This window comes from Streptococcus sp. 27098_8_23, assembly GCF_041432195.1.
In the GTDB taxonomy this organism is placed as follows: domain Bacteria; phylum Bacillota; class Bacilli; order Lactobacillales; family Streptococcaceae; genus Streptococcus.
The window spans coordinates 214,850-227,679 of record NZ_JAPVZF010000002.1 but is presented as its reverse complement, the minus strand read 5'-3'; the positions used below and the strand labels follow the sequence as shown (position 1 = coordinate 227,679).

Below are 12,830 nucleotides of genomic sequence, written 5' to 3'. Positions count from 1 at the left end.
GAAATCGGCTTTAAAATAAAATGAGAAACAGATTATTTCCGCATTTCTAAGATTTATGCTATTCTTGAAGGAGAAAATGAAAGGGGTAACAAATGTATTTAGGTGATTTGATGGAAAAAGCCGAATCTGGTCAATTTTTAGTCCTTTCCTTTCTGTTACAAGATTCGCAGACAACCGTCAAGGAAGCCATGGAAGAAACAGGATTTTCAAAGGCGACCTTAACCAAGTATATCTCTCTGATTAACGAAAATTCCTTGGAAAGAGGACTAGAGCTGACCATCCACTTGGAAGATGAAAATCTGCGTCTGTCGATTGGTGCAGCTACCAAGGGGAGAGAGATTCGGAGCTTGTTTCTAGACAATGCCATTAAATACCAAATTTTGGTTTACCTTCTCTATCACCAACAGTTCCTAGCCCATCAACTGGCTCAAGAATTGATGATTAGTGAGGCCACGCTTGGTCGCCACTTAGCTAGTCTAAATCAGATTTTGTCAGAGTTTGACTTATCCATCCAAAATGGTCGTTGGCGAGGTCCAGAGCATCAGATTCGTTACTTTTATTTCTGTCTTTTCCGCAAGGTCTGGTCCAGTCAGGAGTGGGAAAGTCATATGCAGAAAGCGGAGAGAAAGCAGGATATTGCTACCCTAGAAGAAATCTGCGGTGCAAACTTGTCTTCGGGTCAGAAATTAGACTTGGTTCTCTGGAATCATATCAGTCAACAGCGCCTTCGGGTTAACGCCTGTCAGTTTCAAGTCATAGAAGAAAAAATGCAGGGGTATTTTGACAATATTTTCTATCTTCGTTTGCTTAGAAAGACTCCTTCTTTTTTTGGTGGCCAGCACATTCCTCTAGGAACTGAGGACGGTGAGATGATGATATTCTTTTCATTTCTCCTTTCCCATCGTATCTTGCCCCTTCATACTATGGAGTATATCCTTGGTTTTGGAGGGCAGTTAGCCGATTTGCTGACGCAATTGATTCAAGAGATGAAGAAAGAGGAGTTACTGGGGGACTACACAGAGGACCATGTCACCTATGAACTCAGTCAGCTTTGTGGTCAAATTTATCTATACAAGGGCTATATCTTGCAAGATCAGTACAGATACCAGACAGAGAATCGCCATCCCTATTTGCTGATGGAACATGATTTTAGAGGGACTGCAGAGAGAATTTTTCATATCTTGCCAGCCTTTCATCAGGGGACGGATTTGGATAAGAAAATTCTCTGGGAATGGCTCCAGTTGATAGAGTATATGGCTGAAAATGGTGGTCAACATATGAGGATTGGTCTGGATTTGACATCTGGTTTCCTTGTCTTTTCTAGGATGGCTGCCCTTTTGAAACGGTATTTGGAATACAATCGTTTCATTACTATTGAAGCCTATGAGCCCAGTCGACATTATGATTTGTTGATTACCAACAACCCGATTCATAAGAAAGAACAGACTCCGGTTTATTATTTAAAAAATGATTTGGATATAGAGGATTTGGCGAAGATTCGTCAGATGCTCTTTGCCTAAAAGGCCTGAATTTTCAGGTCTTTTTTGTGAAATTCGCACAATCTCCTCACATTTTTTTAAAATTTTAAAAAAATTGATAAACAAGAAAGCGCTTTATTTTGTATACTAGTTACTGTAAAGAGGGACCCCCTCAAGATTTTATCAGGAGGACAGCACATGTCACAAGAAAAATACATCATGGCTATTGACCAAGGAACGACCAGTTCTCGTGCCATCATTTTTAACAAAAAAGGAGAAAAGGTCAGCTCTAGTCAAAAAGAGTTCACTCAGATTTTCCCTCAAGCAGGTTGGGTTGAGCACAATGCCAATGAAATTTGGAATTCTGTTCAGTCAGTTATCGCGGGTGCTTTCATCGAAAGTGGTGTGAAACCAAGTCAAATCGAAGCAATCGGGATTACCAACCAGCGTGAAACAACTGTCGTCTGGGATAAGAAAACAGGACTTCCTATCTACAACGCTATCGTTTGGCAATCACGTCAGACAGCACCTCTGGCTGAACAACTAAAAAGCCAAGGTTATGTGGAAAAATTCCATGAAAAGACTGGTTTAATCATCGATGCTTACTTCTCTGCTACCAAGGTTCGTTGGATTTTGGACCATGTAGAAGGCGCTCAAGAGCGAGCAGAAAAAGGAGAATTGCTCTTTGGTACTATCGATACTTGGTTGGTTTGGAAATTGACTGACGGTGCGGCTCACGTGACCGACTACTCCAATGCAGCTCGTACCATGCTCTATAACATCAAGGATCTTAAATGGGATGATGAGATTTTAGAAATCCTCAATATTCCTAAGGCTATGCTTCCAGAAGTTCGTTCTAACTCTGAAATCTACGGCAAGACTGCTCCATTCCATTTCTACGGTGGAGAAGTGCCAATTTCAGGTATGGCTGGGGACCAACAGGCAGCCCTCTTCGGTCAGTTGGCCTTTGAACCTGGTATGGTCAAGAATACTTATGGAACAGGTTCTTTCATCATCATGAACACTGGTGAAGAGATGCAGTTGTCTGAAAACAACCTTTTGACAACGATTGGTTACGGAATCAACGGCAAGGTTTACTATGCCTTGGAAGGTTCTATCTTTATTGCAGGAAGTGCTATTCAGTGGCTTCGTGATGGACTTCGCATGGTTGAAAATTCACCAGAGTCTGAAAAATATGCTCTCAATTCTCACAACAATGACGAAGTTTATGTCGTACCTGCCTTTACAGGTCTAGGGGCTCCATACTGGAATCAAAATGCTCGTGGTTCGGTCTTTGGCTTAACTCGTGGAACAAGCAAAGAAGACTTTATCAAGGCAACCTTGCAGTCTATCGCTTATCAAGTACGTGACATCATTGACACCATGCAAGTGGATGCTCAGACAGCTATCCAGGTCTTGAAGGTGGATGGTGGTGCAGCCATGAACAACTTCCTCATGCAGTTCCAAGCTGACATCTTGGGAATTGATATCGCACGCGCTAAAAACTTGGAAACAACTGCCCTCGGTGCAGCCTTCCTAGCTGGTTTGGCAGTGGGTTACTGGAAGGATTTGGACGAGTTGAAACTCTTGAACGAGACAGGAGAACTCTTTGAGCCATCCATGAACGAATCGCGCAAGGAACAACTCTACAAGGGCTGGAAGAAGGCTGTGAAAGCAACGCAAGTCTTTGCGGAAATCGATGACTAATACTGAAAGAATAAAGTGACTCAGTTAGAAAGTGTGTAAATATGGAATTTTCAAAGAAAACACGTGAATTGTCAATTAAAAAAATGCAGGAACGCACCTTGGATCTCTTGATTATTGGTGGTGGGATTACCGGTGCTGGGGTAGCCTTGCAGGCGGCAGCCAGTGGTCTTGATACTGGTTTGATTGAAATGCAGGACTTCGCAGAAGGAACATCTAGCCGTTCAACAAAATTGGTCCACGGAGGTCTGCGTTACCTCAAACAATTTGACGTGGAAGTAGTCTCAGATACTGTTTCTGAACGTGCAGTGGTTCAACAAATCGCTCCACACATTCCAAAACCAGATCCAATGCTCTTGCCAGTTTACGATGAGGATGGAGCGACCTTTAGCCTTTTCCGTCTCAAAGTAGCCATGGACTTGTACGACCTTTTGGCAGGTGTTAGCAATACACCAGCTGCTAACAAGGTATTGAGCAAGGATCAAGTCTTGGAACGCCAGCCAAACTTGAAGAAAGAAGGCTTGGTAGGAGGTGGGGTTTATCTTGACTTCCGTAATAACGATGCGCGTCTCGTGATTGAAAACATCAAACGTGCCAACCAAGACGGTGCTCTCATTGCCAACCATGTTAAGGCAGAAAGCTTCCTCTTTGACGAAAGTGGCAAGATTACAGGTGTTGTAGCTCGTGATTTGTTGACAGACCAAGTCTTTGAAATCAAGGCTCGTCTGGTTATCAACACGACAGGTCCTTGGAGCGACAAGGTACGTAATTTGTCCAATCAGGGAACACAATTCTCACAAATGCGTCCAACTAAGGGAGTTCACTTGGTAGTGGATTCAAGCAAGATCAAGGTTTCACAGCCGGTTTACTTTGACACAGGTTTGGGAGACGGGCGTATGGTCTTTGTTCTTCCACGTGAAAACAAGACTTACTTTGGTACAACGGATACAGACTACACAGGCGATTTGGAACATCCAAAAGTGACGCAGGAAGATGTAGATTACCTACTTGGCATTGTCAACAACCGTTTCCCAGAAGCAAATATCACAATTGACGATATCGAAAGCAGCTGGGCTGGTCTTCGTCCATTGATTGCAGGCAATAGCGCTTCTGACTACAATGGCGGAAATAACGGAACCATTAGTGATGAAAGCTTCAATAGCTTGATTGCAACTGTCGAAGCTTATTTATCGAAAGAAAAAACGCGTGAAGATGTTGAATCTGCTGTCAGCAAGCTTGAAAGCAGCACATCTGAGAAACATTTGGATCCATCTGCAGTTTCTCGTGGTTCGAGCTTGGACCGTGATGATAATGGCCTCTTGACCCTTGCTGGTGGTAAAATCACAGACTACCGTAAGATGGCTGAAGGAGCTATGGAGCGCGTAGTCGATATCCTCAAAGCCGAATTTGACCGCAGCTTTAAACTCATTAACTCGAAGACTTATCCTGTTTCAGGTGGAGAATTGAACCCAGCAAATGTGGACTCAGAAATCGAAGCCTTTGCTCAACTTGGAGTTTCACGTGGTTTGGATAGCAAGGAAGCCCACTATCTCGCAAATCTTTACGGTTCAAATGCACCGAAAGTCTTTGCCCTTGCTCACAGCTTGGAACAAGCGCCAGGACTCAGCTTGGCAGACACTTTGTCACTTCACTATGCAATGCGCAATGAGTTGGCTCTGAGCCCAGTTGACTTTCTTCTTCGTCGTACCAACCACATGCTCTTTATGCGTGATAGTTTAGATAGCATCGTTGAGCCAGTTTTGGATGAAATGGGACAATACTATGACTGGTCTGATGAAGAAAAAGTAGCCTATCGTGCGGATGTCGAAGCAGCTCTTGCTCAAAACGATTTGGCAGAACTAAAAAATTAAGAAAAACTAGAAGAGAGGGAGGGCAGCATTCCTTGTCGCCCGCCCCTTCTTTTAAATGGAGACAAAGATATGATGAAAGAATTATTTGGAGAATTTTTGGGGACCTTAATCCTCATCCTCCTAGGAAATGGTGTTGTTGCAGGTGTGGTTCTTCCCAAAACCAAGAGCAACAATTCAGGATGGATTGTCATTACTATGGGATGGGGAATTGCTGTAGCCGTTGCGGCCTTTGTATCTGGCACGCTCAGTCCAGCCCACCTAAATCCAGCTGTGACGTTTGCTATGGCCTTAAAAGGAACGCTCTCTTGGGCTTCTGTTTTCCCTTATATCCTAGCCCAATTCGCAGGAGCGATGGTGGCTCAGATTTTGGTTTGGTTGCAATTCAAACCACACTATGAGGCAGAAGAAAATGCAGGCAATATCCTAGCGACCTTTAGTACTGGACCAGCAATCAAGAACACAGTATCGAATTTGGTTAGCGAAATCCTTGGAACCTTTGTTTTGCTCTTGACAATCTTTGCCTTGGGACTCTATGACCTTCAAGCCGGTTTAGGGACCTTTGCAGTGGGAACCTTGATCGTCGGTATCGGTCTTTCACTAGGTGGGACAACGGGTTATGCCTTGAACCCAGCTCGTGACCTTGGACCTCGTATCATGCACAGCATCTTGCCAATTCCAAACAAGGGAGATGGAGACTGGTCTTATGCTTGGATTCCTGTTGTAGGACCTATCCTCGGAGCGGTCCTAGCAGTTCTCGTATTTTCACTTTTCTAAGATAAAAGAGTTATTGGCAACAGAGTTTGAGATGGAAATCTCAGGCTCTTTTTTGATGGCCAAAACATTAATATTTTAACTTATCTTAAAATAAGCTAAAACCAATTTTTAAGTTATGGTAAACAGTTGAAAAAAAGGTTGATAAAGTGGTAAAATGTTAGGAAGATAAGATGCTAACAATACATACTGATAGTTAATAGAAACAATATATTAATGGATAGCTTATGAAAAAACAACGAAATTTACATGTATTCTTAGGCCGGACGGCTCTATATTTTGTAATCTTGCTTGGTTTGCTTTATTTTTTTAGTTACCTTGGTCAGAGCCAAGGCACCTTTATTTATAATGAGTTCTAGTTTAAAGGAGAAGAGGAACAGTGTCTAATAAACCGATAAAAGATATGATTGAAACGATTGAGCACTTTGCTCAAACGCAACCAACATATCCTGTCTACAATGTTTTAGGTCAAGAACATACTTATGGTGAACTGAAGGCTGATTCGGATAGTTTGGCTGCAACCATCGATCAACTAGGCTTACCTGAGAAATCTCCAGTCGTCGTTTTTGGCGGACAGGAATATGAGATGCTGGCTACCTTTGTTGCGCTGACTAAGTCGGGACATGCCTATATTCCAATTGATAGCCATTCGGCCTTGGAACGAATTTCTGCTATCGTAGAAGTTGCAGAGCCAAGTTTGATTATTGCCATCTCGGATTTTCCATTAGAGCAAACTAGCACACCAATGCTGAATTTAGAGCAAGTCCATGAAGCTTTTGCTCAAGCTTCTAGCTACGAGATGACCCATCCAGTCAAGGGGGATGACAACTACTACATCATCTTTACTTCTGGTACGACTGGTAAGCCTAAGGGAGTGCAGATCTCCCATGATAATCTCCTCAGCTTTACCAACTGGATGATTACAGATAAGGAATTTGCGACGCCAAATCGTCCACAAATGCTGGCTCAGCCACCTTATTCTTTTGACCTATCTGTCATGTACTGGGCGCCAACCTTGGCACTGGGTGGCACGCTTTTCGCTCTTCCTTCGGCCATTACTCAGGATTTCAAAAAACTCTTTGCAACTATCTTTTCACTTCCAATCGCTATCTGGACCTCAACGCCTTCCTTTGCAGATATGGCCATGTTGTCAGAAGACTTTAATAGTGAGAAAATGCCAGGAATCACGCATTTCTACTTTGATGGAGAAGAATTGACGGTCAAAACAGCTCAAAAACTGCGCGAGCGATTCCCAGATGCTCGTATTATCAATGCCTATGGTCCAACAGAAGCGACAGTAGCTTTGTCAGCAGTTGCCGTCACTGATGAGATGTTGACGACTCTCAAACGCCTGCCAATCGGCTATACCAAGGCCGATTCTCCGACCTTTATCATTGATGAGGAAGGTAAGAAAGTTCCAAATGGTGAACAGGGAGAAATCATCGTTTCAGGGCCAGCTGTTTCAAAAGGCTATATGAATAATCCTGAAAAAACGGCAGAAGCTTTCTTTGAGTTCGAAGGTCTTCCAGCCTACCACACAGGGGATGTAGGAACTATGACAGATGAGGGCTTGCTTCTCTATGGTGGACGCATGGATTTCCAGATTAAGTTTAATGGTTATCGCATTGAGCTTGAAGATGTCTCTCAAAACCTCAACAAGTCTCGCTTTATCGAGTCGGCTGTTGCTGTCCCACGTTATAACAAGGATCACAAGGTGCAAAATCTATTGGCCTATGTCATCCTAAAAGACGGTGTCCGTCAGCAGTTTGAACGTGATATCGATATTACCAAGGCTATCAAAGAAGACCTAGCAGATATCATGATGTCTTATATGATGCCGTCTAAGTTTCTCTATCGAGACAGTTTACCACTAACGCCTAATGGTAAAATTGATATCAAGGGCTTGATTAACGAGGTAAACAGCCGATGATGGAGCTTTATAAACAGCTACCTCATTTGGAACCTTATGGTGATCTTCAGTACTTTTTATATGTAATTGCTGCGACTTTACCTATCTTTATTGGTCTTTTTTTCAAGAAACGTTTTGCCTTGTACGAGGTGCTCGTTAGTCTCTTCTTTATCGTCACCATGTTGGTCGGTGGAAAGACGAATCAAATAAGCGCTTTGATCCTTTATGTTATCTGGCAAGTACTGCTTGTATCTTTCTACAAAAGGTACAGGAAACAACGGGATAGTAAATGGATATTTTACCTGGTTAGCTTTCTATCCCTATTGCCAATCGTCTTTGTGAAAGTATCTCCTGCTATTCATGGACCTCAATCTTTGTTTGGATTTTTAGGGATTTCTTACTTGACCTTTCGTGCAGTTGGGGTTATCGTTGAGTTGAGAGACGGTGTCATCAAGGATTTAACGATTTGGCAATTCTTACGTTTTCTTCTCTTTATGCCGACTTTCTCAAGTGGTCCCATTGATCGTTTCAAACGCTTCAATGAAAATTACGAGACCATTCCTGAGCGGGATGAGCTGATGGATATGCTAGAAGAGGCTGTCAAATATATCATGCTGGGCTTCCTCTACAAGTTTATCTTGGCTCACATTTTAGGAGAGACATTATTGCCTCCGCTGAAAAATTTGGCCTTGCAGACAGGTGGTTTCTTTAACCTCTACGCTTTAGCGGTCATGTACACCTTTGGTCTGGAGCTCTTCTTTGACTTTGCGGGCTACTCTATGTTTGCCTTAGCTATTTCAAACTTGATGGGTATTCATAGTCCTATCAACTTTAACAAGCCCTTTTTGTCAAGGGATTTAAAGGAATTTTGGAATCGCTGGCACATGAGTCTGTCTTTCTGGTTCCGTGACTTTGTCTTTATGCGGATGGTCATGGTGTTGACCAGAAAGAAGGTCTTTAAAAATCGCAATGTGACCTCAAGTGTAGCCTATATTCTCAATATGCTGATTATGGGATTTTGGCATGGTGTGACCTGGTACTACATCGCCTATGGACTTTTTCATGGGATTGGGCTGGTCATCAATGACGCTTGGGTTCGTAAGAAAAAAGCACTCAATAAAGAACGGAAAAAAGCTGGAAAGGGTTCCTTACCTGAGAATCGCTGGATTCAGTTGCTTGGCATGGTTGTCACCTTCCATGTCGTGATGGTTTCATTCTTAATCTTTTCTGGATTTTTGAATGATTTATGGTTTAAAAAATAAAAGGATATAAAAAATGGATATCAAATCAGAAGTTATTGAAATTATTGATGAGTTGTTTATGGAAGATGTTTCTGACATGATGGAAGAAGATCTTTTTGATGCCGGTGTCTTGGATAGCATGGGAACGGTTGAATTGATTGTGGAGATTGAAAACCGTTTTGACATTCGTGTTCCAGTGACGGAGTTCGGTCGTGATGACTGGAATACGGCTAATAAAATCGTAGAAGGTATTACGGAGTTGAAGAATGCTTAAACGCTTGTGGCTGATCTTCGGGCCTATCTTCATTGCTGGATTTTTGGTTCTTCTACTCATCTTTTTTTATCCAGGTACAACAAGCCATAATCTGACGGAGGAAAAATACTCGGCGGCTTCTGTTAGTGCAGAGAGTTTTAAAGAGAGAAGCCAAAAGGTAAGGGCTCTTACGGATCCAAATATGCGTTTTATTCCTTTTCTAGGGTCCAGTGAATGGATTCGATTTGATAGTGTCCATCCAGCTGTTTTAGCGGAAAAATACCATCGTCCCTATCGTCCTTACTTTCTAGGTCAAGCAGGAGCAGCCTCTCTCAATCAATATTTTGGCCTACAGCAAATTTTGCCAGAAATAGAGAATAAGCAGGCTGTATTTGTGATTTCGCCTCAGTGGTTTACGGAGACAGATTATGAACCCGCAGCGTTTCAGAGATTTTTTAACAGCGACCAATTGACAGCTTTTTTGGGAAATCAATCTGGTGACATTGCTGCAAAGCATGCGGCTATTCGATTGTTAAAGCAGAATCCTAATGTTGCATTAAAAAGCATTGTTCAAAAACTGTCAAAGGGTGAAGAATTATCAGATGTTGATCAGGTTGCTATTGATATTTTTGCGCGATTCAACGAAAAACAATCCGCTCTCTTTGGACAATTCTCCATTCGAGGACAACTCAAGTACAAGGAACACGTGGAGAACTATTTAAAAGATCTTCCGGATCAATTTTCTTATGATGAGTTAGAAAAAATTGTTCGTAAGGACGCAGAAGCAAATACGACCAATAACGATATGGGGATGGAAAATCATTTCTATACGAGAGAGATTCAAAAGGATTTAAAAAAATGGGAAGGATATCAAAAAAATTACAACTTCCTCAAGTCCTCTGAGTACAATGATTTGCAGCTGGTCCTCAATCAATTTGCTAAGTCGAATGTCAATGTGCTCTTTGTCATTCAGCCGGTTAACAAGAAGTGGATGGAGTACACAGGGCTCAGTGAAGAGATGTACCAGCATGCAGTGGAGAAAATTCGTTACCAATTAGAAAGTCAGGGTTTTACCAATATTGCTGATTTTTCAAAAAATGGAGGGGACCCTTATTTTGTTAAAGATACCATTCATCTAGGATGGTTAGGTTGGCTAGCTTTTGATAAGGTTGTCAATCCTTTCTTGACGGATCCGAAACCAGCTCCAGACTACAAGATGAATGACCGCTTCTTTAGCAAGGACTGGGCGACCTATGATGGGAACATCAAAGATTTCCAATAAAATGAGCTAAAAGTTTGGGATTTGAACCCAAGCTTTTTTGTTTAAATGGCGAATATTTAAGATGCAAATAGGTCAAAAGTTTCAAAATTTTTAGAAATAGCGTATAATATAAAAGAGAAAAAGAAAAGAAAGGGATTTTAAAATGAACAAACGTTCTTTGTTACCTGTCTTGTCGACAGCCCTGTTAGCTCCAGCCTTCTTAGCTGGACAAGTCTATGCTGAAGAAGCAACAACTCCTGCAGAAAGTTCAGCTGTTGTAGCGGCTCCTGCTACGTCGGCGACTCCAGCTCCTGTTGAGAGCCCTGCGGTACCGGAAACTTCGGCAACTTCAGAAGCGGTTGTACCTACAGAAGCTCCGTCAGCTCCTGCTGAATCTACTAAAAGCGAAGAAAAGGACACTGTTATCTTACACACCAATGATGTCCATGGTCGTATTGTAGAGGAAAAGGGAGTAATTGGAGATGCCAAGTTAGCAACTGTCATTGAGCAGGAACGTGCGAAATCAAATCAAAATACTCTAGTTGTTGATGCGGGAGACGCTTTCCAAGGGTTACCGATTTCCAACTCTACGAAGGGTGAAGCGCGTGCTGAAATTCTCAATCAGATGCAGTATGATGCCATGGCAGTAGGAAACCATGAGTTTGACTTTGGTCTTGATGAAGTTAAAAAATACAAGGAAATCTTGAAATTCCCATTACTTAGCTCAAATACTTATGTCAATGGAGCTCGTCTCTTTGAAGCTTCTACAATCGTTGATAAAGATAAGACTGTGGAAGGTGATGAGTTTGTTGTAATCGGCGTGACAACACCTGAAACAGCAACCAAAACTCACCCTAAAAATGTCAAAGGGGTAACTTTTACAGATCCAATCTCTGAAGTCAATAAGGTCATCGAAGAAGTTCAAGCTAAGGCTCGTGCAGAAGGTAAGGATTACAAACACTATGTTGTGCTGGCTCACTTGGGTGTGGATACCACAACCCCAGTAGAATGGCGTGGTTCAACTTTGGCAGAAGCCTTGTCTAAAAATCCTCGTTTGAAAGGGAAACGCGTAACAGTAATCGACGGTCACTCTCATACAGTAGAATCAACGACTTATGGAGACAATGTTACCTATAACCAAACAGGGAGTTACCTTCATAATGTTGGGAAAGTTATCTACAAATCACGTCAGCTTTTGGGCAATCCAACTCAGATTCCGGCTGCTGATGCTAAAAAATTACCAGCTAATTCAACAGTTGAAAAACTAGTCAAAGACATTAAACAAAAATACGATGCTGAAAATGCGGTTGAAGTCGTTTCAAACAGCCCTGTAGAACTAAACGGTGATCGTGAAAATGTTCGGGTCCGTGAAACCAACCTCGGAAACGTCGTGGCAGACTCGCTCTATCAGTATGGTCAAACAGGATTTAGCCATCCGACAGATATCGCTGTGACAAATGGTGGTGGCTTGCGTGAAACCATTGCAAAAGGCAAACCAATCACTAAAGGAAATGTCATTGCTGTTCTTCCGTTTGGAAATACCATCTCACAAATCCAAGTGACGGGGCAACAAGTCTTGGATATGTTTGAAAAATCACTCGGATCTATCTTGCAGGTCGATAAGGATGGCAAGAAGGTCTTGGATGAGAACGGGCAACCATTGTTAGAGCCAAGTGGAGGCTTCTTACAAGTTTCAGGTGTGAAGGTCTACTATGATACCAACCTGCCATCAGGAAAACGTGTCTTGGCCATCCAGGTCAAAAACCGCACGACTGGTCGTTATGATCTCCTAGACCTCGCAAAAACCTACTATCTTGCAACCAATGATTTCCTAGCTGCAGGTGGTGATGGCTACACGATGTTAGGTGGTGCGCGTGAAGAAGGCCCGTCTATGGATGCAGCCTTTAAAGAGTATCTTAAAACCGCTGATTTGACCCAGTATGAAAAGATCAACCCGAACTCACGGACGATTTCTGTGGATTCTACAACTTTTAGTCTGCCGGTAGAAACGCCTCAAACGAATGCGCCTGCTAACGATGCGACTACAAATGTGCCATTGACTTATGAGGTGGCAGGTCAATTTAGCAAGAAGGCGGTTGTCTCAGAAAAAGCTCTCCCAAATACAGGAAGTGAACAATCCATCTTCTTGCTCTTGATGGGAATGGTAGCTGGTCTGGCAGGTATCTTATCGAGTCGAAAACCAAAGCTAAAATAGGTTAAATTTCACATCTAGAAGAGTCTAGGGAAACGTTTTTACGCCTTTTTCCCTTGACTCTTTTTTGGTTTATGATATAATTAACCAGTAAAGAATCGGCGGCTATCTATGTTTTTTACGAAAAGAT

At 42.4% G+C, this 12,830-nt stretch carries 10 protein-coding genes; all 10 read left to right on the top strand.

Features of this window, described 5'->3' with window-relative positions; translation table 11 throughout:
- The first annotated feature begins 92 nt into the window (after window positions 1-92).
- The 10 genes from O3652_RS05015 (at window position 93) to nt5e (ending at window position 12,703) form a co-directional block, all read left to right on the top strand.
- Window positions 93-1,520, top strand: coding sequence for a helix-turn-helix domain-containing protein (locus O3652_RS05015; RefSeq protein WP_125412774.1), 1,428 nt, complete (start codon window positions 93-95; stop codon window positions 1,518-1,520).
- 156 nt (window positions 1,521-1,676) lie between these two features.
- On the top strand, window positions 1,677-3,185 hold the full coding sequence (gene glpK / locus O3652_RS05010; protein WP_000076793.1) for a glycerol kinase GlpK: 1,509 nt from the start codon (window positions 1,677-1,679) through the stop codon (window positions 3,183-3,185).
- Window positions 3,186-3,226: 41 nt separating this feature from the next.
- Window positions 3,227-5,053 (top strand): type 1 glycerol-3-phosphate oxidase, encoded by a 1,827-nt coding sequence (glpO, locus tag O3652_RS05005; RefSeq protein ID WP_125412770.1) that lies wholly within the window; start codon window positions 3,227-3,229, stop codon window positions 5,051-5,053.
- Between the two features lie 69 nt (window positions 5,054-5,122).
- The gene (locus tag O3652_RS05000; RefSeq protein ID WP_371590136.1) at window positions 5,123-5,827 is read left to right on the top strand and encodes an MIP/aquaporin family protein; all 705 of its coding nucleotides are present in this window, start codon (window positions 5,123-5,125) and stop codon (window positions 5,825-5,827) included.
- Between the two features lie 224 nt (window positions 5,828-6,051).
- On the top strand, window positions 6,052-6,183 hold the full coding sequence (locus O3652_RS04995; RefSeq protein ID WP_008276434.1) for a teichoic acid D-Ala incorporation-associated protein DltX: 132 nt from the start codon (window positions 6,052-6,054) through the stop codon (window positions 6,181-6,183).
- A 20-nt stretch (window positions 6,184-6,203) separates the two neighbouring features.
- Complete coding sequence (gene dltA / locus O3652_RS04990; RefSeq protein ID WP_371590135.1) at window positions 6,204-7,754, top strand: D-alanine--poly(phosphoribitol) ligase subunit DltA; 1,551 nt, start codon at window positions 6,204-6,206, stop codon at window positions 7,752-7,754.
- Window positions 7,751-8,995: a D-alanyl-lipoteichoic acid biosynthesis protein DltB gene (gene dltB / locus O3652_RS04985; RefSeq protein ID WP_223335669.1), complete on the top strand. Its 1,245-nt coding sequence runs from the start codon at window positions 7,751-7,753 to the stop codon at window positions 8,993-8,995. Before dltA ends, dltB begins: the two co-directional genes overlap by 4 nt.
- A 13-nt stretch (window positions 8,996-9,008) precedes the next feature.
- On the top strand, window positions 9,009-9,248 hold the full coding sequence (dltC, locus tag O3652_RS04980; RefSeq protein ID WP_125412754.1) for a D-alanine--poly(phosphoribitol) ligase subunit DltC: 240 nt from the start codon (window positions 9,009-9,011) through the stop codon (window positions 9,246-9,248).
- On the top strand, window positions 9,241-10,509 hold the full coding sequence (gene dltD, locus O3652_RS04975; RefSeq protein ID WP_125412750.1) for a D-alanyl-lipoteichoic acid biosynthesis protein DltD: 1,269 nt from the start codon (window positions 9,241-9,243) through the stop codon (window positions 10,507-10,509). Before dltC ends, dltD begins: the two co-directional genes overlap by 8 nt.
- Window positions 10,510-10,651: 142 nt before the next feature.
- Window positions 10,652-12,703, top strand: coding sequence for a cell surface ecto-5'-nucleotidase Nt5e (nt5e, locus tag O3652_RS04970; protein WP_125412747.1), 2,052 nt, complete (start codon window positions 10,652-10,654; stop codon window positions 12,701-12,703).
- Window positions 12,704-12,830: the final 127 nt, after the last annotated feature.